This window comes from Desulfoplanes formicivorans (genome assembly GCF_001748225.1).
GTDB lineage: Bacteria > Desulfobacterota > Desulfovibrionia > Desulfovibrionales > Desulfomicrobiaceae > Desulfoplanes > Desulfoplanes formicivorans.
This window is the reverse complement of the sequence record NZ_BDFE01000008.1, coordinates 237,873-262,221: the sequence shown is the minus strand read 5'-3', so window position 1 is coordinate 262,221 and position 24,349 is coordinate 237,873. Positions and strand designations below refer to the sequence as shown.

Annotated in this window: 24 protein-coding genes; 8 read left to right on the top strand and 16 right to left on the bottom strand. The window is 54.4% G+C overall.

All coding sequences use genetic code 11. The features are described from left to right. The first annotated feature begins 18 nt into the window (after nt 1–18). Nucleotides 19–240, top strand: a complete 222-nt coding sequence (locus tag DPF_RS03805) for a hypothetical protein (RefSeq protein WP_069857531.1) — start codon at nt 19–21, stop codon at nt 238–240. Here the strand turns inward: DPF_RS03805 and dsrP are convergent. Genes dsrP through DPF_RS03775 form a run of 6 tightly spaced genes read right to left on the bottom strand, consistent with a single transcriptional unit; the run spans nt 218 to nt 5,750 of the window. Then, the gene (gene dsrP / locus DPF_RS03800) at nt 218–1,366 is read right to left on the bottom strand and encodes a sulfate reduction electron transfer complex DsrMKJOP subunit DsrP (protein ID WP_069857530.1); all 1,149 of its coding nucleotides are present in this window, start codon (nt 1,364–1,366) and stop codon (nt 218–220) included. The genes DPF_RS03805 and dsrP overlap by 23 nt on opposite strands. Before the next feature lie 13 nt (nt 1,367–1,379). Continuing rightward, a complete protein-coding gene (dsrO, locus tag DPF_RS03795; protein WP_069857529.1) occupies nt 1,380–2,174 on the bottom strand; it encodes a sulfate reduction electron transfer complex DsrMKJOP subunit DsrO in 795 nt (264 codons plus the stop codon). Further along, nucleotides 2,174–2,557, bottom strand: coding sequence for a sulfate reduction electron transfer complex DsrMKJOP subunit DsrJ (gene dsrJ / locus DPF_RS03790; protein ID WP_069857528.1), 384 nt, complete (start codon nt 2,555–2,557; stop codon nt 2,174–2,176). Before dsrJ ends, dsrO begins: the two co-directional genes overlap by 1 nt. After that, nucleotides 2,557–4,188: a sulfate reduction electron transfer complex DsrMKJOP subunit DsrK gene (gene dsrK / locus DPF_RS03785; protein WP_069857527.1), complete on the bottom strand. Its 1,632-nt coding sequence runs from the start codon at nt 4,186–4,188 to the stop codon at nt 2,557–2,559. The genes dsrJ and dsrK overlap by 1 nt, the downstream gene beginning before the upstream one ends. Beyond that, a complete protein-coding gene (dsrM, locus tag DPF_RS03780) occupies nt 4,181–5,191 on the bottom strand; it encodes a sulfate reduction electron transfer complex DsrMKJOP subunit DsrM (RefSeq protein WP_069857526.1) in 1,011 nt (336 codons plus the stop codon). The genes dsrK and dsrM overlap by 8 nt, the downstream gene beginning before the upstream one ends. A 46-nt stretch (nt 5,192–5,237) precedes the next feature. After that, nucleotides 5,238–5,750 carry an RsbRD N-terminal domain-containing protein gene (locus DPF_RS03775; protein ID WP_069857525.1) on the bottom strand — a complete coding sequence of 171 codons (513 nt, stop codon included), beginning with the start codon at nt 5,748–5,750 and terminating at the stop codon, nt 5,238–5,240. Nucleotides 5,751–6,184: 434 nt separating this feature from the next. On the opposite strand from DPF_RS03775, the gene DPF_RS03770 reads away from it, so the two are divergent. From DPF_RS03770 to purE, 4 genes are read left to right on the top strand one after another with little or no spacing between them, the layout of a single operon-like run. Beyond that, nucleotides 6,185–8,512 carry an LPS-assembly protein LptD gene (locus tag DPF_RS03770; protein ID WP_176724156.1) on the top strand — a complete coding sequence of 776 codons (2,328 nt, stop codon included), beginning with the start codon at nt 6,185–6,187 and terminating at the stop codon, nt 8,510–8,512. 2 nt (nt 8,513–8,514) lie between these two features. Continuing rightward, nucleotides 8,515–10,395, top strand: coding sequence for a DNA mismatch repair endonuclease MutL (gene mutL, locus DPF_RS03765; protein ID WP_231702121.1), 1,881 nt, complete (start codon nt 8,515–8,517; stop codon nt 10,393–10,395). 45 nt (nt 10,396–10,440) lie between these two features. Next, the gene (gene purD, locus DPF_RS03760) at nt 10,441–11,715 is read left to right on the top strand and encodes a phosphoribosylamine--glycine ligase (protein WP_069857522.1); all 1,275 of its coding nucleotides are present in this window, start codon (nt 10,441–10,443) and stop codon (nt 11,713–11,715) included. A gap of 54 nt (nt 11,716–11,769) precedes the next feature. Next, nucleotides 11,770–12,255, top strand: a complete 486-nt coding sequence (gene purE, locus DPF_RS03755; RefSeq protein WP_069857521.1) for a 5-(carboxyamino)imidazole ribonucleotide mutase — start codon at nt 11,770–11,772, stop codon at nt 12,253–12,255. Nucleotides 12,256–12,382: 127 nt separating this feature from the next. On the opposite strand, the gene hflC is transcribed toward purE, so the two are convergent. Further along, complete coding sequence (gene hflC / locus DPF_RS03750) at nt 12,383–13,249, bottom strand: protease modulator HflC (protein WP_069857520.1); 867 nt, start codon at nt 13,247–13,249, stop codon at nt 12,383–12,385. Nucleotides 13,250–13,252: 3 nt separating this feature from the next. Then, nucleotides 13,253–14,356 (bottom strand): FtsH protease activity modulator HflK, encoded by a 1,104-nt coding sequence (hflK, locus tag DPF_RS03745; protein ID WP_069857519.1) that lies wholly within the window; start codon nt 14,354–14,356, stop codon nt 13,253–13,255. A gap of 394 nt (nt 14,357–14,750) precedes the next feature. On the opposite strand from hflK, the gene DPF_RS03740 reads away from it, so the two are divergent. From DPF_RS03740 to rnhA, 3 genes are read left to right on the top strand one after another with little or no spacing between them, the layout of a single operon-like run. Continuing rightward, a complete protein-coding gene (locus DPF_RS03740; RefSeq protein ID WP_069857518.1) occupies nt 14,751–16,124 on the top strand; it encodes a phosphomannomutase/phosphoglucomutase in 1,374 nt (457 codons plus the stop codon). Between the two features lie 12 nt (nt 16,125–16,136). Further along, nucleotides 16,137–16,655, top strand: a complete 519-nt coding sequence (locus DPF_RS03735) for a hypothetical protein (protein ID WP_069857517.1) — start codon at nt 16,137–16,139, stop codon at nt 16,653–16,655. Further along, nucleotides 16,639–17,121 (top strand): ribonuclease HI, encoded by a 483-nt coding sequence (rnhA, locus tag DPF_RS03730; protein WP_069857516.1) that lies wholly within the window; start codon nt 16,639–16,641, stop codon nt 17,119–17,121. The genes DPF_RS03735 and rnhA overlap by 17 nt, the downstream gene beginning before the upstream one ends. 115 nt (nt 17,122–17,236) lie before the next feature. Here rnhA and DPF_RS03725 read toward each other — a convergent pair whose 3' ends face one another. The 8 genes from DPF_RS03725 to DPF_RS03690 form a co-directional block, all read right to left on the bottom strand. After that, on the bottom strand, nt 17,237–17,761 hold the full coding sequence (locus DPF_RS03725) for a hypothetical protein (protein ID WP_069857515.1): 525 nt from the start codon (nt 17,759–17,761) through the stop codon (nt 17,237–17,239). A 49-nt stretch (nt 17,762–17,810) separates the two neighbouring features. Then, nucleotides 17,811–19,376: a PilN domain-containing protein gene (locus DPF_RS03720; RefSeq protein WP_069857514.1), complete on the bottom strand. Its 1,566-nt coding sequence runs from the start codon at nt 19,374–19,376 to the stop codon at nt 17,811–17,813. A gap of 131 nt (nt 19,377–19,507) precedes the next feature. Next, entirely contained in the window at nt 19,508–20,587 is a 1,080-nt protein-coding gene (locus DPF_RS03715) for a type II secretion system minor pseudopilin (protein WP_069857513.1), read from the bottom strand. Then, nucleotides 20,584–21,366 (bottom strand): PulJ/GspJ family protein, encoded by a 783-nt coding sequence (locus DPF_RS13870; RefSeq protein ID WP_069857512.1) that lies wholly within the window; start codon nt 21,364–21,366, stop codon nt 20,584–20,586. Before DPF_RS13870 ends, DPF_RS03715 begins: the two co-directional genes overlap by 4 nt. Nucleotide 21,367: 1 nt before the next feature. After that, a complete protein-coding gene (locus DPF_RS03705; protein WP_069857511.1) occupies nt 21,368–21,793 on the bottom strand; it encodes a type IV pilus modification PilV family protein in 426 nt (141 codons plus the stop codon). Between the two features lie 3 nt (nt 21,794–21,796). After that, nucleotides 21,797–22,324, bottom strand: a complete 528-nt coding sequence (locus tag DPF_RS03700; RefSeq protein ID WP_176724155.1) for a prepilin-type N-terminal cleavage/methylation domain-containing protein — start codon at nt 22,322–22,324, stop codon at nt 21,797–21,799. Further along, complete coding sequence (gspG, locus tag DPF_RS03695; RefSeq protein ID WP_069857566.1) at nt 22,293–22,754, bottom strand: type II secretion system major pseudopilin GspG; 462 nt, start codon at nt 22,752–22,754, stop codon at nt 22,293–22,295. Before gspG ends, DPF_RS03700 begins: the two co-directional genes overlap by 32 nt. A gap of 88 nt (nt 22,755–22,842) precedes the next feature. Then, nucleotides 22,843–24,330, bottom strand: coding sequence for an AAA family ATPase (locus DPF_RS03690; protein ID WP_069857509.1), 1,488 nt, complete (start codon nt 24,328–24,330; stop codon nt 22,843–22,845). Nucleotides 24,331–24,349 lie beyond the last annotated feature (19 nt).

Genomic DNA, 24,349 nt, shown 5'->3' with positions numbered 1-24,349 from the left:
CACTTACCGGAGTGGTGTATGACCTCCCTCAAAAAGATATATGAGGTCATAAACGCGAAGATTCCAGGACGCAAGTCTTTTTGGAACCTTTTTTTCACCTTGATCTATTTTTTCAAACCGGCACGTTTTGTGTTTGAAAAAATCAAATTAAAACAAGAAATTAAAACAAAAGAACGCACAGCAACCATCATTGGTTACTGTGCGTTCTTGGATACGTTTATTCGCCAATCTCGACCTTGACCCCGACGGCGATCTTGGTCAGCAGCGTCAGGATAAAGAATCCGGTTGCATAGATACCAAGGGAAACCCCGAGTTCAAGCTTGGTGGGTACGTATTCGGTGATTTCCATGAGGGCGTTGGGCACGAACCCACCGCCGATCATGCCGAGGCCCTTGTCGATCCAGGCACCGATGAAAACAAGGAGACAGCCCGCAATGAGCATGTTGTCGTTTTCACGGTTGCTGGGAACGATGAGCACGAGAACGCCAACAAATCCCATGATCATGGACGTCCACATCCAGGGAACCAGCACTCCGTCTCCAAAAAAGAGGTAATGCCAGTGATGGAGATGGCCAGGAATGTTGCTGTAATTGACGGTGAACACCTCACACAGGACCAGAAAGAGGTTCACGGACATGGCATAGGCAATGGTCTTGCCCAGAGCCTTGAAGGCCTCTTTCCCGGGATCGAACTTGGTGGTCGCCCTGACGATGTACAAAAGGATGATGAGAAAGGCGGGTCCGGCAGCAAAAGCCGAGGCCAGAAAACGGGAGGCCAGCACGGCGTCCATCCAGTAACCACGGCCGGGAAGACCACAGTACAGGAACGCGGTCACAGTGTGGATACTCACTGCCCACGGAATGGACAGATAGATGAAAAACTTGATCCACTTGGGCGGGGCCACTTCCTTGCGATGGGCCTGCAGGGTGATCCATCCCACAAAAATGTTGATGAAAAGATACCCGTTGAGAACAATCATATCCCAGAAAAGCATGGAATTGGGTGTGGGATGAATGATGATGTTCATGAGACGCTGGGGCGAACCCAGATCAGCGATGATGAACATGAGACACAGACAGACCATGGCAACGGCATTGAATTCCCCAAAGATGAGCACACGGCCGTAGGTCTTGTAATCATGCAGATACTTGGGAATGACCATCATGACAGCCGAAGCGGCCACCCCGACCAGAAAGGTGAACTGGGCGATATAGAATCCCCAGGACACATCCCGGCTCATTCCGGTGATGGTCAAACCATTTACCAGCTGCGTGGCATAACACGCAGCGCCAACGGTCATGAGAACCAGCAGGATAGCCAACCAGCCCCAATATACCTTGTTTCCGTTGAGAACTTTCTCGAGCATAGCTACCCACCTCTTATATTAAGTAGTAGACGCCTGGTTCCGTTCCAAGCTCGGGTTTTCTGCGAATGGAATACCGCGAAGCAAGAACCTTGCGTACCTCAGACTCAGGATCTTCCAGGTCACCGAACATCATGGCACCCTCCGAGACCTCGACGCAATAAGGAAGCTTTCCTTCGGCCAATCTCTCGGTACAAAACTCGCATTTCTCCACCACCCCTTTGGTGCGCGTGGGAAATTCGGGAGTGGTTTCCTTGATATACGGGCGGGGGTCCATGAAATTGAAACTTCTGGAACCGTAAGGGCATGCAGCCATGCAGTATCTACAGCCTATGCAGCGGTGAAAATCCATCATCACGATCCCGTCTTCACGCTGAAAGGTCGCCTTGGTCGGACACACCCGGACACAGGGAGGATTTTCGCAGTGATTGCACAGGGCAAGCACGGAACGCTGGTCGCCTCCGGGAACAAACTCATGGGACTGCTCCGGAAAAACATTGTGGAACGGCGCGGACCAGATCCACTTGATGTTCTGCTTGGTTTCAATATCAGGGACATTGTGGTTTACATGACAGGCATCAATGCACTTTTTCTCGATGGCCGGGGTCAGCTTCTTCGTATCAATCAGCATGACCCAGCGTCCGGCATGAAGTCCGTGACCATGAGCCGGGGCACCGTGCCTGGAAGCCATGAAAAGCCCTTCCTTGCCGTGGGAACCATGGGATGCCATCAGACGGGAAGCGGGACGCACACTCCAACCGAGGGCAGCCAGACCGGCAACCTTGAGGAATTTTCTACGTGTACTCGTCATTACTTGGCCTCCTTAGGAGCTACGTGACAATCCCAGCAATAAGGAGATACATCCATGGTATTATGACAGGTGTCACAGAACTTTTCCTTGTTATCGTGACATTTCATGCAGGTCTTGACCAGGCTCTTGTTATACATTTTCCCGTTCAGGCCGCTCTGGTACTCATGCATGCCCTCACGCACGACATCATCACGCCAGGTATTGAGCAGCTGCATGTGCTCGGCACGCATCCATTCCTTGGACTCGACACAATATTCGCTGTTCTTGGGAAGCTCGGGCTGGGGCTGCTTGTAGGCCGCCGATCCGGTATTGTACCAGAAGGGAAACGTAAAAAAGACCACAAACACGGCCAGGCCGGCAATCACCGCACCTTTATCGTACATTATTCATCCTCCTTACCAGGCAGGGGTTCGCCTCGCAGATCGGTCTCTCTTTCCTGCTCGTTGGGGAAGACCAGAGCGTTACCCACAAGTTCGTGAATACCGGTCACTCCGACCCCGGGAACCCAATAATCCAGGAGATCGGGAAAAACAGCCCTGTCAATGGCGCAGATGCAGCCCAGGGTGTTCACGCCATGCTTCTCGTGAACATATTTGACGGCATTGGCCCTGGGCAATCCACCCATCATACGCAATTCGTCATCTTCACCAGCGTTGAGGCCGGAACCGCCACCACAACAGAAGGTCTGCTCGCGGATGGTGTTCTCGGGCATCTCGTAGAAATGGTTACAGGTATTCTTGATGACGTACCTGGGCTCATCCAGAAGCCCCATACCACGGGCAGGGTTGCAGGAATCGTGGTAGGTCAACTTGATGTTGTCATTTCTGGACTTGTCCAGGTTCAGTTTGCCGTGCTTGATCAGGTCGGCCGTGAATTCGCAGATGTGCACCATCTTGGTGGAAGCAGCATGCTCGAAGACCGTTCCGGTGATGGGGTTGACCGGCGTTTCCATGTGGGATTTCTGATACTCAGGCCCGTTCATGGTATCCATGTACTGGTTGATCACACGCCACATGTGACCGCATTCGCCACCCAGGATCCATTTGGCGCCGAGACGCTCGGCCTCCATATACATCTTGGAATTAAGACGCTTCATGGTCTCGTGGGAGGTGAAGAAACCAAAGTTTCCACCTTCCGAGGCATAGGTCGACCAGGTCACCTTGAGACCGTATTCCCGCTTGAGGTACTCGAACAGAATCAGATAGCCCATGCAGGTATAGGTACCCGGATCAGCGAACACGTCTCCCGAAGGGGTGATGAACAAAATATCCGCACCCTTTTCATTGAAGGATGGTTCGGGCAGAATTCCGGTGATTTCCTCGATGTCCTCGCAGAAGAAATCGATCATGTCCTTGAAGGCGTGGGGCTGAATGCCCAGATGGTTTCCGGTCCGGTAACAATTGGCCACCGGCGTGGCAATCCAGTCAATGTTCAGGCCAACCAGATTGAGGAGTTCACGCCCCATGATGGTGATTTCAGCTGTGTCGATCCCGTAGGGACAGAACACGGAACATCGACGGCACTCACTGCACTGAAAGAAATAATACCACCATTCCTTGAGCACCGAGAGGGTCAGTTTGCGACCGCCAGCGAACCGTCCCAGAATCTTCCCGGCCTTGGTGAACTCGCCGCGGTACACCGAACGCAGCAGTTCCGCCCTGAGAACGGGCATATTCCGGGGATCACCGGAACCGATAAAGAAGTGACACTTGTCCGCACAGGCTCCACAACGCACACACACGTCCATGAAAACCTTGAAAGTACGGAAACGGTCGAGACGTTCGCGCATCCCGTTGAGGATGATCTCCTGCCAATTTTCCGGAAGCTTCCAGTCATCGTCCAGGGGATTCCAACTTCTGGGATTGGGCAACCCCACATATTCGACGCTCTTGGGGTTGGAGGCGTAACAATATCTTCCCTCCTTGATCTCCAGGGGAAGGTCCATCCAGTCCCCTTTGGGGGGCATGTAATCGATCTTGCTTGCTAGTTCGTCTGCTTTTGGAAGATTAGACATTCTCCACTCCTTCCTGCTTGTCCACCGGCAGGCCGGATTCAATCATTCTCTCTCTGAACTCATCCTCGTACTCGGCATACGTATGCACGGGCACCGGATAGTTCCAGGGATTGATGTGCCTGACAGCTCTGTTGTTGGAGGCCATATTTCTTGTTGGGCTCATGAAAACACCGCCCATATGCATCAATTTGCTCAATGGAAAATACACGAGCAGGGTACAAACCAGAAAGAGATGGACATAAAAAATGACGCCAATGCCCTCGGGGATAACCGGGTGCAGCTGGACCAGGTTCATGGTCAGCTCCTTGATGGCCACCACATCGGTTTTGACGAAGTAGCGCATGGCAATGCCGGTGATGCCAATGGCCAAGATCAGGAGCAGAGGAAAAAAGTCGGCAACCAGAGAGATGTACCGCATGTGGGGGACGACCAGCCTGCGAATGAACAGATAGGCAATGGCCAGAAGGAAGATCCCATCTGTCAGATAGATTGTGGGGGCTCCAAGCTGCAGCACACCGTCAACAGCATCAAACACGGAAATGAAACCCGGGACGGGCTCGGTGAAAAACCGCATGTGCCGTATGACAATGATCAAAAAGGAATAATGAAAGGCCAGGGCCCCCAACCACAGCCATTTGCTGGAGCTGAAGGTCAGACGGGGACCGGAGCGCAGATCAATCTTCGTGTTCCTGAAAAGAGAACGGAAACACAAGACCTCAAGCAGCATCCGCACGACCACTCCAGACGTCGTGAAGGGATTTTCAATCTTTGAATGTTTGATCCAGGGCAACGATTTCTGCTGACCGCAGGTGGTCGGAATCCTGAAGGGCACTGGAGATTTCGCCCAGTTCACGACTCGCATGCAGAATCCGATGACGAACAATAAAAAGGCCGCGTACGGAATGACGGTCCCAAAAAGGGAGTGCCACTCCATTGCTCCCGCTCCGAGTACGGAGACCACGACGAGAGCAAACACCAGAAACAGGGAATAAAGTGCTTTCATCTACCTCTACCTCGTTTAGATTTGCACCACAAAAAATAAACAGACCTCAGTCTGTGACCTCCTCGATAAGGTGGGACTTCTTCAAGAGCTGATTGGTTCGGTTGTACAAATGATTTGCCTTGTGTTTCCAGATTTTTTCCCGGCAGGCCATGTACAGGTCAAAGGCGACACGAGTCATGGTTTCGATGCGAGACTCGATCGCCTCCCATTCACGGATCTCCTCGGGGGTCGTACATGCAGCACCAACCTCGTCCTTGAGAATCTTCTTGATGCTGAAGACAAAGTCAGTGGCAACAGAAGGTCTGAACCCCTGGACCGCGCGAATTCTGACAACACCATCCACAAGCTGCTCAAGACCATCTTCATGGTCTTCCAGAAGCAGATAGTCCAACAGGCCGTCAAGACATGATCGAAACGTGGCTCCGACGGGGTTGGCAAATTCGTTTGTGGTTTCCTTGAAAAATTTGGCTCCCTGGGACTTGTAAGTCTCCAGAAAAACATCCAGCCACGCAGCGGCGATTTTCTTCTTCCGCTGGTACAATCCGTCTCTCAAACTCATGTCGTCTCTGTTCTCTAAAGGTTTCAGCATGTTGGACCGCCTGATCGGGACCTTGCAGTGCAGCCCCAAACGCATAGATGCCGGGTTCTTAAATCACAGGCAATTTGTCGTCAAGCCAAATTGAGAAAACATTAACAAGCTTGATGGCAAAAAACGCCTTTTATTTCATACGATTAGCTGTAATTCGCGCACACTTGGCAAGTCAAGGCCTGTGAAGATGGCCGACAACACCCGCCAGCGCATCTGGATTTTGCATTTCCTGACAAGCTGCGCAGACTTTGGTGCAGGGTAAAGGGTATGGTTTCCCCTCCTTTACACGCGTGATTGAGCCGGAATTTTTTCCTATGCTTTTGGTTGTTTCTATGCTAATTGCCACGGCTCTCGCATTGATACTCCTCCACGTAAAATCTTTAACAAATACCGTGTTGTATATCATGTCTGGAAACCATTCCCACCCCTTGTTGCGTACGCTCTTTCTCGCTTGTCTCTTTCTGGTCACTCTTCCCCTGAACACGCGTGGCGCAACAGATCCCGCAGAAAACATCCCCTGGAATTTGTACGCCGACAGGATCCAAACCCTTGACGGGGGAGAAATCACCGAGGCCCGAGGCAATGTTTTTTTGTTTCAAGGGGACAACCAGCTTCAGGCCGATTATGCCAAGTATTACAAATCAACCCAATGGCTCTACCTCGAAGGAAACATCACCGCCAAGTGGGACGGTGATTTTCTGGAAGCAGAATCGGCCGAATTCGATCTGGGCAATCGCGTGGGCTGGCTGACCAACGGGCAGGTGTTCATCGAGGCCAACCATGTTTATGTCAAGGGAGAAAAAATTCACAAGACCGGGGACAACACCTACACCTTCACCCAGGCAACCGTGACGTCGTGCGATGGCACCCGTCCGGCGTGGTCCCTCAAAACCAGTTCCGGCGACGTGACCATAGACGGATACGCCCGTCTCTGGAACCCGAGGCTCCAGATCAAGGGACAACCGGTTCTCTATGCTCCCTATATGGTCATGCCCGTAAAGACCAAACGTCAAAGCGGATTCCTTCTTCCCCAGCTGGAAGTCAGCAAGCAGCTCGGCACCCACATCAACTTGCCCTACTACCAGGTCATTGACGAAGAATCCGATCTCACCCTGTACGAAAACTACATGAGCAAACGCGGCCTCATGCAGGGGATCGAATTCCGTTCCACCCCGGATCTGGACACCAAAATGCTTGTGCGCTTCGACTGGTTGAAGGATCATCAGGCCTATGAAGACGGTGAATACACATCTGATGTCTGGCAACGTCCCCATCAGGACAGATATTGGCTGCGCGGCAAATTCGACGGCTACCTTCTGTCCCCCCAATGGACAACCAAGCTCGATCTGGATCTTGTTTCCGACTACCAGTATCTTCGGGAATTCAATGACGGACTGAGCGGTTTTGATCAGAGCAGGAAGGACTTTCTGCAAGAATTCGGACGAGATATTGACGATGACGATGATTATCTGCGGGAAAACATTCTTGCTGTCAGCCGATCATGGGCCAATATGGGCTTGGAATTCCGTCTGGAATACACTCAGAACCTGTACTATTTCAATGATAGTACCGATTATGACTCAGCCAAAAATCCAACATTGCAGCGGCTTCCGGAAATCAACTTCAATGTGTACAAACATCAGCTGGCATCGACAATGTTCGAATGGGAAGCAACATCCCAGTACACCTATTTCTGGCGTGAATACGGGACCAAGGGATCAAGGCTGGATATCCATCCCCACATCAGTCTGCCCCTGCGCACCCAATATGGAACAATCATCCCCAAAGTGGGGTGGCGGGAAACCTTGTATGCGGTGGATCGCTTTGAAAACACGGGAAGTACGGTGGATACGACGGATAAATATCCTGTTCGCGGACTTCCCGATGCCTCGGTGGAACTTTCCACCAATCTGTTCAGAATCTATTCACTCCCGGATCTCCCGGTAAACGACAAGGATCATCTTGGGGAATCAGTCTGGAGCAAAATCAAGCACTCCGTCACTCCCGAAATCGAATATTCCTGGATTCCCAATACCCTCCAGGATCAGAAAAAAAATCCCCAGTTCGACAGCGACGATGCCATCTATCCCGAAAGCAACCTGACCTACTCCCTGGTCAACCTGCTGACGCGCAAACGCATGACCGTTGTCAATGACCCTGCAACCCAGGGCAACTCCACAACCACCAAGGCGGATTACCTGGATTTTTTGCGTTTCAAACTGGAACAGAGCTATGACTTCAGGGAAGCGGCGCGTACCGAAGATACGGATCTTTACCCCACCCGTCCCTTTTCCGATATCGAGGCGGAACTGACCATCTTCCCTCGAAAATATCTCAGCCTGACCTCCACTTCCTGGTATTCACCGTATCTCAACCGGATCACCGAGCACGAACATACGGCCCGAATTTTCCTTGACGATCTGGCCAGTGCATACTGCGGCCTGGATTTCGTGGATCGGGAACAGGAATACCCCTACAAGACCAATTATCTTGGTACGGGTGATCGATCACGCATCCTGACCCTTGGAGGGGATGTTGCCCTGCCCAGAAACTGGTTTTTGGCTGTGGACTACAAGGCCGATCTCGAAGACGGACAGGATCTTGATCGCAAGATGACCCTGACCTACAAACATCAATGCTTTACCTTTGAATGTTTCCTGTCCAAAACCGATACTGATGAAAAAATCGCTGTCATGATCACCCTGTACAATTTGGGAAGCATGGGAGGCTGACGTTGACCCCACCTATCCGGATTCTTCCACCAGAACTTCAAAGCCAGATTGCCGCCGGAGAAGTGCTTGAACGCCCGGCCAGCGCAGTCAAGGAACTGGTGGAAAACAGCCTTGACGCCGGGGCGACCTCCATTGATGTGGAAATTGACCGGGGCGGACAGGAACGCATCCTGGTCCAGGACAATGGTCAGGGCATTGCCGAGCAGGATCTGCCGCTGGCATTGACCCGTCATGCCACAAGCAAAATCGTTTCTCTGGACGACCTGCAACGCATTTCCAGTTTTGGTTTCCGAGGGGAGGCCCTGGCATCCATTGCTTCGGTTTCCCGCACCCTGATCACGACCATTGTACCCGGGGCAGACCAGGGCATTCAGGCCGAAGCCGTCCATGGCAAACTTGCTGAAATCCGTCCTGCCGCCATTGCCCGGGGTACACGCATCGAGGTGAGGGATCTTTTCGCCAATGTTCCGGTCCGTCTCAAATTTCTCAAGACCACGGCCACAGAAGCCAAACGGTGCCAGGAAGCCATGGCCCACATGGCGCTGGCGCATCTCGACGTATCCTTCTCCCTGACCCACAACGGCCGCGAAATTTTTCGATTCCTGGCCGGAGAATCCCTTGAACATCGCCTGCAACGCATCTGGCCGCCCCATCTCGTCCAGGACCTCGTGCCCATCCAACGCGAACGGGACGGCATGCGGATAACCGGACTTGTGGGCACTCCCGGCCAGGCTCAGGGACGCGGGGACAGAATCATCATGTATGTGAACGATCGACCTGTAAAAGACAAACTTCTTTTACGGGCCCTGAGGCAGGGCTACAAGGGAACCCTTTTGTCCAAGGAATATCCCCAGGCAGTGCTCTTTCTGCGTCTGCCGACGCGTGAAGTGGACGTGAATGTTCATCCGGCCAAGACCGAGGTCAGATTTCTGGACGAGCGGGCGATCTTTTCCCTTATTCAGGGAGCCGTGCGCAATGGCCTGGATGCCTGTCTGGCACAAGCGGACCTCCAGCCCCTTGCTCCGCAACCCACCTGGGCTGAACGAAATGTGGGCATGAACATGCCCGAACAGGTACGGCAGGGGGAACATCAAACCAGGCCATCAGGGAGCATGGAATCTCCCTGGGACAACACCTCCCGCCAACCCAAATTTGCTTCCCTGCGCGAGGCCGAACGTCTCTATACCTTTGCGCAGGGCATGCGTCCGGCCAAGGACGATACGGCCCTGACCGCCCACCCGGGGGAAGAACCCCCTGAACGCCTTGAGTCTGATGGCCCTGCATCTCCTGTTGGTCCGCATCCCGGCACGGAGCTTGTCCGGCAAGCGGATGCAACACATGACATTACCTATCATGGCCAATTCCACCGGACCTATCTCATTATAAGCAGGGGTGATACACTTTTGCTCATGGACCAGCATGCAGCCCATGAAAGGGTCCTCTACCACGCATTCTCCACGGCCGGCAGACATGGAGAACACCAGCGTCTGGCCATTCCGATGGAAATGTCCCTGCATCCTTCGGAACGCGAGGTCCTGGAAAAAATATGGAACGATCTGGACCAAATCGGCTTTACACTGGAACGTCCCGAACCTGCCACCGTGGTTATCCGGGCCATTCCCACAAGTCTTGAGACCGGTGAGGCCATGAGCTATCTGCGAACGGTCCTTGCCGAACAAACCAGGGACATGGACAGCCTCTGGACGACCCTGGCTTGCAAGAGCGCCATCAAGGCCGGACAGGTGCTGACCCATGACGAGGCCATGAGCCTTATACAGGCCTGGTCCCAATGTCCGGACAACCGGTATTGTCCTCACGGCCGCCCGGTCATTCTCACCTGGACGGTCAGAGAAGTGGAAAAACGGTTCAAGAGAAAACCGTGATTCGCACCAACAACAAAGCACGCCCTCACATAAGGAGGCCCATGCATGAACATTCTACTCGTTGGATCAGGAGGCCGGGAACATGCTCTGGCCTGGAAAATCAGGCAAAGTCCCCTGACAACCACCCTGTATATAGCTCCTGGTAACGGCGGCACCGCCCTGGAAGGTCAAAACGTGGATATCGCCCCGGACGACATCCCGGCACTGGTGGATTTTGCGATCAGCAAATCCATAGATCTGGTCGTTGTTGGACCGGAGCTCCCGCTGGTTCTGGGACTCAAGAATGCCCTTGAGGAAAAGAACATCCCCTGCTTTGGACCGGGAGCCTATGCCGCCCAGCTGGAAGGATCCAAGGGATTTGCCAAATCCATGATGCAGGAAGCCGAGGTGCCCACGGCCGACTTCGCGGTGTTCGACGACTTCACCATGGCCAGGGAATATCTGGAAAAACAGACCATGCCCGTGGTCATCAAGGCAGATGGACTCGCTGCCGGCAAGGGCGTGGTCATTGTCAACACGGTGCAGGAAGGCGTAACCACCCTCAGGGAAATGATGGAAGACAAGGTGTTCGGAAGCGCAGGCACCCGGGTGGTCATAGAGGAAGCCCTGCAGGGCGAAGAGGCATCCTTTCTGGCCTTTTGCGACGGTCGTACGGTAGTGGCCCTGCCCTCGTCCCAGGATCACAAGCGGATCGGCGAGGGAGATACCGGCCCCAACACCGGAGGCATGGGCGCCTACAGCCCGGCACCCATTTTGCCCCGCACAGACTACCAGGCAACAAGTGATCTGGTTCTCAAGCCCATCATTCAGCATCTTGAGGCCATGGACCACCCCTTCAAGGGGATTCTTTATGCAGGGCTCATGTATACGGACAAAGGTCCTCATGTCCTGGAATACAACGTCCGATTCGGTGATCCCGAATGCCAGCCTCTCCTGGCCCGTCTGGACACGGACATTGTGGAAATCATGCTCGCCTGCGTCGAAGGCCGCCTGGATACCATTGACATCGTCATCAAGCCCGAACACAGCCTGTGTGTGGTCCTGGCCGCCAAAGGCTACCCGGGAAGCTATGAAAAGGGCATGGAAATCAGCGGTATCGATGATGCCGAAGCCATTCCCGGGGTCAAGGTTTTCCAGGCCGGAACCCGACTGGAAAACGGAAAAACACTCTGCAACGGCGGACGTGTCCTTGGCGTAACCGCTCTGGGAAAAGATCTGGCCGAGGCCAAGGACAAGGCCTATCAGGCCGTGAACAAAATTGCGTTTAACGGCAAATATTTTCGCGGTGATATCGGCGACAAAGGGTTATCAAGAGGATAGTAACCCGCACGGATAGCGAACCTGTCGCAGGAATCAGCATTGCAAGGAGAAACCATGCCCAAGGTAGCCATATTCATGGGAAGTATCTCGGACGAGGAAAAGGTCCGCCCCTGTGCGGACATCCTGGACAAGCTCGGCATTGATCATCTCTTGACCGTCACTTCGGCCCACAGGACTCCGGAAAGGACCGAGCGTCTGATCAGGGAAATGGAAGAACAGGGATGTCAGGTGTTCATCTGTGCGGCCGGCCTGGCCGCCCATCTGGCAGGAGCCGTGGCAGCAAGAACAAGCAAACCCGTTTTGGGAATCCCCATCACCGGTTCGCCACTGGGAGGATGGGATGCCCTGTTGGCAACGGTTCAGATGCCTCCTGGATTTCCTGTCGGCACCCTGGCTCTGGACAAGGTCGGGGCCAGGAATGCGGCCTGGCTGGCCGCCCAGATCATCGCCCTGAACGATCCGGATCTGGCCCAAAGAATCGAGCAGGAACGCGCTGTCATGCGTGAGAATGTGGAAAAGGCAGCTCAGAGCCTGCAATAAACGGCATCATCTCAACAAGATAAAAAGCCCCCTGGAAGCGATTTGCTTCCAGGGGGCTTTTTCATGGGTTCACATTCATGGTCCCGTGCCAAGCCGGCTCAACCGGCTCTTTATCTTCTTGGTCCTTCTATTTCTCGTACCCTTCAAGAAACTTGAGGAAATCATTCTCCGGGGTCATGATCAGCCGCGTGTTCCTGGAGAGGCCCTGCTTATACGCCTCAAGACTCTTGACGAACCTGTAGAATTCCGGATCCTGACCCAGGGATTTGGCATAGATTTCCGTGGCCATGGCGTCCCCCTCACCCTTGAGCACCTCGGCCTGCTTGCGTGCCTTGGCAAGCATGATGGCCCGTTCCCTGTCAGCGCCCGTACTGATCTTCACCCCGAGTTCACGACCCTCGGAACGGTACTGCTTGGCCTGCCGTTCACGCTCAGCCCGCATACGGCCATAAATGGCCTTCTGGTTTTCAGGGGGAAGATCGGTCCGTTTGATACGCACATCCAGGACCAGAATACCGTAATCCTTGAGCAGCGAATTGGCCTTTTCGGTGACCTGGCTCATGATCTCGGCCCGGTCACTGGAGACGATTTCCGTCAGGGTAAACCGGCCCAAAGAGACCCTGAGTTCGGCGTAGATGATATCATCAAGTCGGGAACGACCGCCCTCGATATTGTGCACGGTCCGATAGAACAGCAAGGGGTCGCTGATACGCCATCTGGAGTAATTGTCCACCACCAGATTTTTCTTGTCCTTGGTCAGGATTTCGGCTGGTGGGGCATCGTATTCCAGAATGCGGTTATCGAAAAAAATCACGTTCTGGACAAAGGGAATCTTGAAATGCAACCCGGGTCCTTTGCTGTCTCCAACGGGCTTTCCAAGTTGCAGGACAATGGCCCGCTGGGTCTGGTCCACGGTGTATACGGACTGAAACAGACCAAGGGCCAGGGCCACGACAACAATGATGATAATGGTGGGTATTTTCTTCTCAGTCATGGCCTAGTTACCTCCCTTGTTCCCGGTTGCGGCATTGCTGGCCCCCTGCATCCTGCCCGTTGGGGCCGGCTCTCCAAGCCGATCCAGAGGAAGATAGGGAACCGCCTTGCCCAGGGCCTCACTGGAAAGAATGACCTTCTGGACACTGGGCTGGGACAAAATGGATTCCATGGTTTCCAGATACAATCGTTTCTTGGTAATATCCTTGGCCTTTTTGTACTCACGCAACACAGCCAAAAACCGGGAACTATCACCCTCGGCCTTGTTGATCACGGTTTGCTTATACGCCTCGGCCTGGTTCACAATACTGGCAACTTCACCTCGGGTTTTGGGAATGAGGTCATTACGATAGGCCTCGGCCTCGTTGATGAACCGGCTCTTGTCTTCCTTGGCACTGGCCACATCCTTGAAGGCGTCACTGACCTCCTTGGGCGGATGAACATCCTGGAGCTGAACCGCCACGATATTGATCCCACTGGTGTAATGATCAAGGATGGTCTGCAAAAGTTGCTTGGTATCATTTTGGATGGCAAATTTGCCGGTTGTCAGAGCATTGTCGATTTTGTTGTGCCCAATAACCTTGCGCATGGCCGCCTCGGCAGCATCCTTGACGGTTTTCTGGGGCTGGCTGATATTAAACAGATAATCCTGGGCATTCTTGATCTGATACTGAACAATGAATTGCACATTGACGATATTCTCATCGCCGGTGAGCATGAGAGCCTCTTCAGGAAAGGATCGATTCTGGCCCGCTACATAGCCCCGCTGCCCGCCTCCGGAACGAAATCCTATCTCGATACGCCGGACCTGAGTGACCTTGGGGGTCTGAACGGACTCCAAAGGCACGGGCAGATGATAATGGGGCCCGGGCGGAGTTGTCCTGGCATAGGCCCCGAAACGCTGGACCACCCCGACTTCGTCCGGCTCGACAATGTAAATGCCACTGGCCAGCCAAAGAAGGACCACAATGGCAACGACAAATTTCATCCCGGGAAACTTCATCTGCCAGATCTGTTTGATCTTGTCTTCCAGATTTCCCAGATCCGGCGTCCTTCCAGGCTGGTTCCTCTGCTTCTGCTCCTGCAATTTCTCCCAATCCCAACTCATAGATATCTCCACATAAAAGTGTGTGCCCTGATGGTGGTTATACCGTACGGCAAGCCTCGCAACAGCACGGCAACCACTTCCCGTGCCGTACTCTCCAAGATGTACCAAAGCGAATCCTGCGACAGGAACCCCGACAGATAGACATCAAATCGCCTACTGACAACCCCTTCAGCTTCTTCGTCTTTTTTTGACTTTTACTTGAGGGATGTTTATTTGTCCAAAATGTCGATCGACCTGTTTCTGTCAGTAACCAGACACGCGCTTCGCACAAAGGCCATTGCGACAGTCGGGCACAATTCATGCTTGTTGCCAACACGCAGCGTGCCGGGAAACGTGGACGCCAAGGATCCGTCAAGAGAAACAATCAGCCAAACAGTACCAACAGGATACCCTAATGAAACCGATCAATCAATCAATTTTCAGAGCTTATGACATCCGGGGCATCGTGGACAAGGATTTTGACGAAGAATGGGTCGAAACCCTGGGCCGCGCCTGCGGAACCTTTTTCCGCAACAAGGGACACCAACGCGCTGTTGTCGGCCATGACTGCCGGCACTCTTCCTCGCGCTACCAGGCCCGCATGGTCCAGGGGCTCCTGGATACCGGCATCCATGTAACCTTTATCAACATGGTTGCCACGCCCCTTTTCTATTATGCGGTCAAGAAACTGGGTTTTCATGCCGGGGTAATGATCACCGCCAGCCATAACCCGAAGGAATTCAACGGATTCAAGGTCTGGGAAGGCAAAAGCACCGTACATACCCATGACATCCAGGCCATCTACTCCATCATGGCTCAAGGAGATTTCATCCAGGGAGACGGCATGGCCACAGAGATGGATATCGAACCCGCCTATCTTGATGAGCTTGCTTCCCAGACAACCCTGAACCGGCCCATCAAGGTTGTTGTGGACGGAGGCAACGGAAGCGCAGGCCTTGTTTGCGCCCAGCTGCTGGAACGCATCGGGGCCACGGTCATCCCCCTGTACTGTGAACCCGACGGATCCTTTCCCAACCATCACCCCGACCCCACCGTGCCGGAAAATGTCCGCGATCTCCGTAAAGCCGTTCTTGAACACGGGGCTGCACTGGGCATCGGGCTGGACGGCGACGGTGACCGTATCGGCGTGATCGATGAAAAGGGTGAAATTGTCTATGGGGACAAGCTGCTGGCCATATATGCCCGGGACATGCTGCACAACCATCCAGGAGCCACCGTTATCGGCGAGGTCAAATGTTCCCACCTCCTGTTTGAAGACATTGCCAAGCACGGGGGAAAACCCCTGATGTGGAAAACCGGCCATTCCCTGATCAAGGCAAAAATGCGGGAGACCGGGGCCCTTCTGGCCGGCGAGATGAGCGGACACATGTTTTTTGCCGATCGGTTTTACGGATTCGATGATGCCCTGTATGCAGCCCAACGGCTGGTCGAAATCCTGGGCAACAAGGAACAATCCGCCTTGAGCACCTTGCTCGCGGACTGGCCTGTCACCTACAACACTCCGGAAATCAGAATGGAATGCCCCGAAGGAATCAAATTCGAGGTTATCCGCAAGGCCCAGACGTATTTCAGGCAGGGATTCGACATGAACGATGTGGACGGAGTGCGCCTGACATTCAAGGACGGTTGGGCACTGCTCCGCGCCTCCAACACCCAGCCGGTACTGGTCCTGCGCTTTGAAGCCGAATCCCAACAACGTTTGGCCGAAATCAGGAAAATTATCGAAACTCCCTTGCAGACATGGATCAAGGAACTTTCCAACCCATAGGAGCTGTCTGACGTGTTCCTCTCCAAAATCTCCCGGGGCCGGGCCGGCGAAACCCCGTTGACCCGCATATTGCGGTTAATGGGCGTTGTGGCCGTCTTTATCCTCGTGAGCGTGCTCTACTGGCATTATTACGAACATTCCCTGGACCAGATCATGACCAAACAGTCCGTCTGGGACCAGACCAAAACCCTGACCACAGATCAGAAACGGGCCATCCAGTCTTTCTCCAGGATGCTCAAATCACGCTACGGCATGAATCTCAAGCTCAAGATTACCAGGGAACACGTGGTGGTCCCTGCCCTTAATGCCAAAACAATGTTCATCGGTATCTGTCCGGACAGACAGGAAGTCACGGTCATCTTCCCCCCCCTGATGCGATCGGCTTTGGGAACCCGGTTCGAGGACTATCTGAACCGAGAACACTTCACCCCCTATTGGCAGGACGGACAATGGCATCAGGGGTTGGGATCGGCTTTGGCCCTTATTGGAGAACAACTCGAAAAACTGGACGACCATGAACACACCAACTGAACGTCCCCATGTGAACGCCTATACGGACGGTTCGGCATTGGGCAATCCCGGGCCCGGAGGATGGGGAACGATTCTTGAGCACAAGGGTAAAATCAAAGAACTTTCCGGAGGGTTTGCCCGAACCACCAACAATCGCATGGAAATCCTTGCGGCCATCAAGGCCCTGGAGGCCCTGAACCGGACGGCAAGCGTGGATCTGTACACGGATTCCAAATACCTGTGCGATGCCATCAATAAAAACTGGATCAAAGGGTGGATGCGAAACGGCTGGAAGACATCGGCCAAAAAACCGGTCAAGAATCAGGACCTGTGGACCCGGCTGGTCCCCCTGATCAACCGACACGAGGTCCATTTCCACTGGGTCAAGGGCCACAACGGACATCCGGAAAACGAACGGTGCGACGAACTGGCCAAGGAAGCGGCTTCAGGAACACAATTGCCGGTGGACACGGGCTATGAGGGGTAGACCTGTGGCGGTCAACGTTTACGTCCCTTTGCCCATCCTCCCCGGCTGCCAAGGTCCGTAATATCCCCTGACACGATCACCTTCCACGCCACCTTCCCGGAAACGGCAGCCTCCTTCACGACAACGCCGAGAGGACCAGGTCAACGTCCAGAAGTTTCTGATCCCGCTGTCTGGACCTGATGGTCAACCGTTTCACCCGAACCTGTTCGGAAGCCGTTTCTATGTGAAAGAGATAGGGCACCAAAATCTCCAGATTCACCCCTGTAAGGCGCATTTCCACCAATTCCTCGGTGCGTTCCGGGGAAATCCTCTTCTGGGCTGGACGCATGAACACAATGTGCTTGCGAAGCCCGTCCCTGGCGGCCAGTGATTCCACAAACGAAAACAGGGTAAACTCAGCCGGACGCTTGAGCGCTGCCTTGCCCATCCGTTCCAGAGCCGTATTCTGCCGGGCATATTGATCCCCCAAGGTCATGATTTCCCGGAGATATTGCCGGGATCGTCGGATCTTGACCTCAAGACCATCTCTTTTCTCCCTCAACGGCACGATTCCCCACTGGGAAACGGCCATTCCCCCCACAGCAATCAGGACAATGAACAGCAATATCTTCCTGGTTTTCGGATTCAGATTTTCGAACATGAATCGCCTCGCAAAACATACGTGTAAAAACTGAATGCGGCCCCCTATTTCATTCCCTGTCCAGCTCCAGGGTGAACTGGACCGTTCCATCCCTGGCCACACTTTTGGCGCCCTTGATGACGACCTGGGCAAAAAACGGGGAAGACTGCAGCCGCTGTTTCATGGCTTCCACGGTGGCAAATCCATCGGCCGAGCCTGAAATCCTGACCTTGGCACCATCAAGGGTAAGCATGTCCAGATTGACCTTGAAGGACGAATTCACCAGCGTACTGATCGCCTGCAGGATCTCGATGGCCGATCCCCCTGGGCCTTCATTATCAAGATTCTCGGCATCAAAAACAGCCAGTCTGTCTTTGAGAATACTGACATACTGGGAAGGCAGCATGCCCTTGCGAACATCGGGTAGAATTTCCGAAATCCGGGTACGAATCTGCCCTTCAAGCATGTCCAGTTGCTGGTTCTGGTGGTGCACCGCTCTTGCCAGGGTGAACAGGTACACCCCAAGGAGCAACACCGCACACACACCCAGATGCACCAATCGCTGGCGCCGATCCCTGAAGGTTGTCAGGGGGGCGAATTCCTTGATGCGAAAATTGAAGCCGGCGTCCTGTTTCCTGGCCCTCAAGGCCAGACCGCTTGCATGGTGCAAAAGCGACGCTTGTGCCTGATGTTCCGTGATATTCTGAAAAAAATCCTTTCTGAGTTCACCCATGGTTTGCGCGGGAATTTGCACGGCACATTCCAGGGACGATCCAAGTCCCTGCACCAGACACCCCCCGCCACACAAAACGATCTGCTCGGGCCGGGTATCGGCCAAGGTCCCGGCCGTGTTTGCCCAGCCGATCATGCAGAGATCTATCAGGGAACCAATCCTGGCTGACCACGTGGCAAGATCTCCCTCGGCAAGCTCAATGATTGCGGCATCTGTCTGCTGGTGCCCGCTGGAAAACGAGGAGATTCCCGTGGCCACGAAACGGTGTTCCATGATCTGCCCCTGACTGACCAGAAACACCTCGGTCCCGGACCATCCGGCATCAACCACAACAAGGGGATCGGGGACCGGGCCGTACTCCTGATCAAGAAGTGCCAACATGCCGTGCCAGGCAAGATCGATCACCTCGATATGCAGTTGTTCCTTTCTGAAGGCCCGGATAAGGGAATGCAGTTCCTCCCGGCTCATGGAACCTGTCAGGACCCTCTGCTCTCCGGACCGGGTCTTTCCCTGTTTGGTGAACACGGAAACCAGATCTCCAATGGGTAAGGGAAGCATGCCTTCCAATTCGAAATCAAGAACCTGGGAAATCTTGGAGAAACTGGTGAAAGGAAAAGTAAGGTGACGGACAAAGACCTGACGGGACGACAGCCCCAGAATAATCCTGTCGCTTGCAAGGTCCTTGTCTGCCACGGCCTGTGCGATGACCCGGGCCAAACGATCATGGGCATCAGCCTGCCCTGAACCGTGTGCACCGGCTTGGGCATCTCCTGCCGGGTCAACATCAGGATCCCGTTGCAGGATCGCGGTGCCCGTGATCACGGAACCCTGCATGGACCGCTCGATGCGAACCATCTTGATCAGGGAAGAACCCGCATCAATACCGAGAATTGTTTCAGCCATATGATTGGCGCCCTCTTGGTGGTGATTGCAAAACAATGGTTGGGGACTCACTGAAACGGACGACCTCGGTCACGCCACCGCATTCGATGGCCGGGAGGAAACGCCAACCGCCTCGGATTCGGGACCCCGCTTCAAAACTGTACCTGTGCCACGCTTACACTCTTGGGGATGAATTGTGACAGGGCGGGTTGTTCGTTCCGGTGCAGAATCGCCCAGCCGGTTCGGGATATCGCACCAACCGTACCCGTGGCTCGAACCGCAAACCAGGCGCTTGTGGTCACGGTGTCGGGAAAGGTGACAAAAGCGGATCCTTCTGTCGCCAATGCCCTGTACCAGTCAGAACGGGTCAGCTGATCCCTGTTCCAGGCATCCCGCCGGTACACGTCCATGGCCATGGCCAAAGGCAGGACCACATCTTCTTCCACATCCCGGGCAAGGGCCTGGAGGATCAGGGGATGGGCGGTGTTGATGTTCACCCCGTCCGTATGCACGACCGAAACCAGATCCTTAAGTCCGGGTGTTGTGTTCCTGTCACCATTATACAAGAAATCGACCAGATCGACGGCAATCCCCAATAGTTCGAGCACCAATCGGATCTCGGTCACATCACTGAGAGGGGCATTGCGGCATTCTTCGAGCTCTTCCACATCAACCCGTTGTCCGTCCTGAAGCTCCGCGGGGAGAGACATTTGCCCATCCCTGTCCATCCAGTCCTTGAGTCCCCAGACCACATAGCTGGCAAGGTTTCTGGCTTCCTCCTGACCAAGGTCAGTTGCCCGAAGCATGGTCGAGACCAGGGTCACCAGGGTTCTGGCAACATCATCTTCGTCCCCTTGAACATCAACGAGACGATTGATCGGAAACTTGCCCTGCTCGTCAACGATCTCAAGCTCGATCTCCCCGATTGTGATTTCAGGGATCACGAAATTCTGGGTATCAGGGAACCTGGCCCAATCTTCGAGAAGGGTATCCACGGCCTGATCATTGTCCCTGTCCGCCACCATGTCCTGATACAAAAGAACCTGGGCCAGACGTATCCCGGACAGGGCCAGCCGCTCGGCCTGAATCCCGTTGCGAAACATGGTTGCCCCGGCCGTGGTCACCTGCATGGTGCGCATTCCATGGATGACCACAACAGTCAGCACGGAAAGAACGATCAGGGTCAGAAAAAGCACAGAGCCCTGTTGGGCAGGAAAAAATTTATGATTCATGATCCGCCCGCCGCGAGAACCTGGGGATGGACAGTCATGGGGTAGACAACCTGCTGACCGTCCCGGTCCACACGCAAGGTCCAGCTGATCAGTCTGGGGACAACAGGTTTTCTGGCCCTTTTGCGTGCTGTACCGTCCCATGTCGTAAACCGCTCCCCTGTTTCATCCAGATAGATCGGCCCTGCCCTGTCGGTCCACACAAGGCCGTCGGCCAGCTCAATCATCTCAATCTTCTGTTCCGGATACAAACCGGCAAAGGGAAGCTCCCGACGAAGCAGAACATACCTGCCGTTCTCATCATTTTCGTTCTCGGGCACGAGCACATAGGAGACCAGATTGATCCGTTGCACTTCGTCATTATCTGCAAACCCCAACGAGGCCCGGGAGGGGAAAGCCATGACCACGATCCCTTCCTCATCCTGCGGAGGGGTATCCATCTCGTTCCCCCAAAACAGAGGCACCTCGACTTCGGTTCCCTTGTCACTGGTCCTGTTGGTCTCCTGAGTCGCATTGTCTTCAAGATAGACATCCCCGCCACGAAAGGCACTAAGATCCGCGGCAACCATGGGGGCATAAGATCTGAGATCATTGGTTATCCGGGAAACAACCATGCGCATCATCCGATCCGCCCTGGAAGACGATTCCAGGTCCCTGGCCACGTCCAGGCAGGAGGCATAGACCCCGAACAGCACGCTCATGACCGTGGCAGTCATGGTCAGGGCGATAAGGATCTCAAGCAGGGTAAATCCTTGATCTGCAACACCTGGAACACGATCCATCTCATTGTTCTCCCGTCAAGAAAAGCTCTTCAAGCACCAGGACACGGCTCTGGTCCCGGGCGAGACGGATGGTCAACACCCCCTTTTCCATGGCTGTTACGTCCGTGGCAACAGTCTCCATTTCCCAGGCGTATCCATCATACGGGGGATCAAAGGTCCCCTGCCATACCTCCCATTTGTCCAGGCCCGCGGCTCCGATTTCTTCCAGGAGATTCTGTCCGAGCATACCGACCTCGGTCATCTCCCGGGAAGCGATCAAGGCTTTCTGATTGTCGCCACTTCCCTTGAGAACCGCCAAAAGACCCACCGCAAGAATGATCAGGGCGACCAAAACCTCCATGAGGGTCAGACCACAGGGAGAGGACAGACCCCTGGATCTTGACGCCAGGGAACCATTGGCAACCGGGGCAGTTGAAAGAGGCTTCATCCGTTAACCTTGATCCTTGAAGAAATCCTCAAATCCCTTGTCACCGGCAACAACCACCGGCCGAGGGTTGAAAGGCTTGAGATAGATGGTTTGGATGCGTCCGTCCTCGGCCAGGCAGTGGATCAGGGCTGGCTCGGCCAGACCGTTCGGCAAAAAGGCCAGGGCCGCCCTTTTTTCTTTGATGACCTCGCCGGTGCGGATCAGGACAACATCCCGGAAGCGGGTCCCCCTCTCGGGCCTGAGGACAAGGGTCTGCTTGTCCTTGTCCAGCAAGGCGTCATCAACCCATTTGAGAGACGAGGAGACATCAAGAACAAGGGTCCAGGTTTTCCTGTCGAGCATGGCCTGATTTCTGGCCTGATCAGCCCCGCTCAAAACCCGGTTCACGGTCATGCGCAGGGAATCGCCACCCAAAATCCTGTCCATACCGGGAAGAACCAATCCCAGCGTCAAGCCGACAATGAACAGGACCATGGTCAGCTCGATGAGGGTGAACCCCCTATTCGAGTTCCCAGCTCCTGATATCGGCATTGGCACCTTCACCGCCTTCCTCGCCATCGGCACCGTAGGAAATGATTTCCACATCGTCGTGCTCACCCGGAGAGATATACACATAATTGTTGTTCCAGGGATCAAGAGGGACCTTGGAAATGTATCCCTTTTCCGGATAATTGGCGGGCACCTTGCCCACTGTGGGTTTTTCCACCAGGGCGATAAGCCCCTGCTCAGTGCTCGGATACTCCCCGGTATCAAGTTTGTATTTCTTGACCGCAGTGAGCAGACTTTCGATCTGCATTTTGGCCTTGACCACTCGGGCCTTGTCCGGTTCGTCCATGAGTCTGGGCACAATGAGCCCGGCCAGAATACCCAGGATGACAATGACCACCATGATTTCAATGAGGGTGAAACCCCGCTGAAGGCGCGAGCCCTGTCCGGTTGTTCCATGATACCTCGTACGCATATGCATGACTCCCTGATAATCGGGGACCGCCACCAGTGGGCAGCATCCCGTCATCGTGTCTTTTTGATCCAGCATGTTTTCTTTTGTGCTACTTCTTTCCCTTTCCGTGAACACGATTTTCAAACATTCTCCCGGCTTTCACCAGGCGTATACTGTCCTTGCGGATGGCCTCGACCGTATACCCCCGGCCCACAACATCTCCCTGTTTGACAATACGTTCGTTCACAACGGCCAATCGGGACCGGGGAAGCGGGTCCCAGACAATGGCGGCCACTACGATCTCCGGGGACGAGGGCAACACCGGTTCCCGGATTTCGGACAGATGATTCCTTGATGCGCGCGCCGGTTTCTCCTGCCCCGAAGACCTGGCAGGAAGTACAGAGTCTGAACTGGAAGCACCTGTTTGGGACCTGCGCCCGGGATTGGTCGTCCCGGGTCGGGCGATATCGGCCCCTTTTCTTTGGGCCAGCAGTTCGAGTATCTTTTCCAATTTTGCTTCCACCCCTGTTTGTGTTCCATTGTCCCCGTCAACTGCGGCCACCGAACCAGGAGTTCCAGGAGCCTTGTGTTCAGACATTTCAAGGCTGCCTGATGTAACGTTAACTGGCTTCTCCCGGGATGGAACAAGCGCAGAAACAGCCAGGTTGCCGGAAGGCCCGGGCGGATGGAGGGGGCTAGAAAAGCCCACAAGGCCGAGGGCCAGAAACGTTCCCACCAGCACGGGTCCCCACACGTACTGCTCCCCATGTTTCCTGTTCGGAAAAAGAAGAGGCACACAGACCGGATCGGTGCACACCTGTTCCACGTCTCTGGGAACGATTCGATGGACTCGTCCCTCATAGGCCCCTTCAAGAAGACGTTCGCAAACCTGATTGATCAGCCGCGGATTCCCCCGGGTTACCTTCCAGATTCTGGACACGGCCCCAGACGTGAACAGGGTCTTGCCCGACCAGCCTGCCTGATCCAGACGAAAACGGATATACTCGGCAACCTCCTTCTTGGTCAGGTCGGTAACCATGATCCGATTCCCGAGGCGTTGATTCAAAGAAGCAAATCTCGGCTGACGCAGGGTTTCCTGGAACTCGTTCTGACCGGCCAAAACCATCTGCAAGAGATGGCGACCCCGGTGCTGAATATTGGTCACGATGAGCAGGAACTCGAGCACGTCGGGACTGAGCAGATGGGCCTCGTCCAAAAAGAGTACAACCACCTTGCCCTGCCTGTCCTGATCCTTCAGGAACGTTGCCAGTACACGAATAATATCTCCCGTTCCCGCAACATCCCCGGCAAGTCCGAACTCCAGAAGGATCTGACGGCCAAACTCCCGGACATCCAGAAACGGATTGCCCAGATACCCCATCACAAACTCGTCGCGGTACCGGGTCTGGATGTACCGACAGACCGTTGTCTTGCCCTGACCGATCTCGCCCATGACAAGAATCAGTCCGGCCCGTTCCCGAATGGCGTGGACGACCCGATCCACGGCCCTGAGATGCAGCCCGGATCCGAAAAAATAATCCGGATCTGGCGCGGTTCTGAAAGGGCTCTGCTTGAGCCCGAAGTAGGAAACATACATAATGTCAAAGGCAGGAGAG

Excerpts from the sequence above, each read along its gene's own strand:
- rnhA (WP_069857516.1), top strand. The coding sequence starts at position 16,639 with ATGAACACACCAACTGAACGTCCCCATGTGAACGCCTATACGGACGGT.
- dsrK (WP_069857527.1), bottom strand. The coding sequence starts at position 4,188 with ATGTCTAATCTTCCAAAAGCAGACGAACTAGCAAGCAAGATCGATTAC.
- dsrJ (WP_069857528.1), bottom strand. The coding sequence starts at position 2,557 with ATGTACGATAAAGGTGCGGTGATTGCCGGCCTGGCCGTGTTTGTGGTC.
- DPF_RS13870 (WP_069857512.1), bottom strand. The coding sequence starts at position 21,366 with ATGGATCGTGTTCCAGGTGTTGCAGATCAAGGATTTACCCTGCTTGAG.
- DPF_RS03690 (WP_069857509.1), bottom strand. The coding sequence starts at position 24,330 with ATGTATGTTTCCTACTTCGGGCTCAAGCAGAGCCCTTTCAGAACCGCG.
- dsrP (WP_069857530.1), bottom strand. The coding sequence starts at position 1,366 with ATGCTCGAGAAAGTTCTCAACGGAAACAAGGTATATTGGGGCTGGTTG.
- DPF_RS03740 (WP_069857518.1), top strand. The coding sequence starts at position 14,751 with ATGAAACCGATCAATCAATCAATTTTCAGAGCTTATGACATCCGGGGC.
- hflK (WP_069857519.1), bottom strand. The coding sequence starts at position 14,356 with ATGAGTTGGGATTGGGAGAAATTGCAGGAGCAGAAGCAGAGGAACCAG.
- DPF_RS03770 (WP_176724156.1), top strand. The coding sequence starts at position 6,185 with ATGTCTGGAAACCATTCCCACCCCTTGTTGCGTACGCTCTTTCTCGCT.
- dsrO (WP_069857529.1), bottom strand. The coding sequence starts at position 2,174 with ATGACGAGTACACGTAGAAAATTCCTCAAGGTTGCCGGTCTGGCTGCC.
- DPF_RS03725 (WP_069857515.1), bottom strand. The coding sequence starts at position 17,761 with ATGTTCGAAAATCTGAATCCGAAAACCAGGAAGATATTGCTGTTCATT.
- DPF_RS03805 (WP_069857531.1), top strand. The coding sequence starts at position 19 with ATGACCTCCCTCAAAAAGATATATGAGGTCATAAACGCGAAGATTCCA.
- DPF_RS03715 (WP_069857513.1), bottom strand. The coding sequence starts at position 20,587 with ATGAATCATAAATTTTTTCCTGCCCAACAGGGCTCTGTGCTTTTTCTG.
- gspG (WP_069857566.1), bottom strand. The coding sequence starts at position 22,754 with ATGCGTACGAGGTATCATGGAACAACCGGACAGGGCTCGCGCCTTCAG.
- DPF_RS03700 (WP_176724155.1), bottom strand. The coding sequence starts at position 22,324 with ATGCCGATATCAGGAGCTGGGAACTCGAATAGGGGGTTCACCCTCATC.
- dsrM (WP_069857526.1), bottom strand. The coding sequence starts at position 5,191 with ATGAAAGCACTTTATTCCCTGTTTCTGGTGTTTGCTCTCGTCGTGGTC.
- DPF_RS03720 (WP_069857514.1), bottom strand. The coding sequence starts at position 19,376 with ATGGCTGAAACAATTCTCGGTATTGATGCGGGTTCTTCCCTGATCAAG.
- purD (WP_069857522.1), top strand. The coding sequence starts at position 10,441 with ATGAACATTCTACTCGTTGGATCAGGAGGCCGGGAACATGCTCTGGCC.
- DPF_RS03705 (WP_069857511.1), bottom strand. The coding sequence starts at position 21,793 with ATGAAGCCTCTTTCAACTGCCCCGGTTGCCAATGGTTCCCTGGCGTCA.
- purE (WP_069857521.1), top strand. The coding sequence starts at position 11,770 with ATGCCCAAGGTAGCCATATTCATGGGAAGTATCTCGGACGAGGAAAAG.
- hflC (WP_069857520.1), bottom strand. The coding sequence starts at position 13,249 with ATGACTGAGAAGAAAATACCCACCATTATCATCATTGTTGTCGTGGCC.
- DPF_RS03775 (WP_069857525.1), bottom strand. The coding sequence starts at position 5,750 with ATGAGTTTGAGAGACGGATTGTACCAGCGGAAGAAGAAAATCGCCGCT.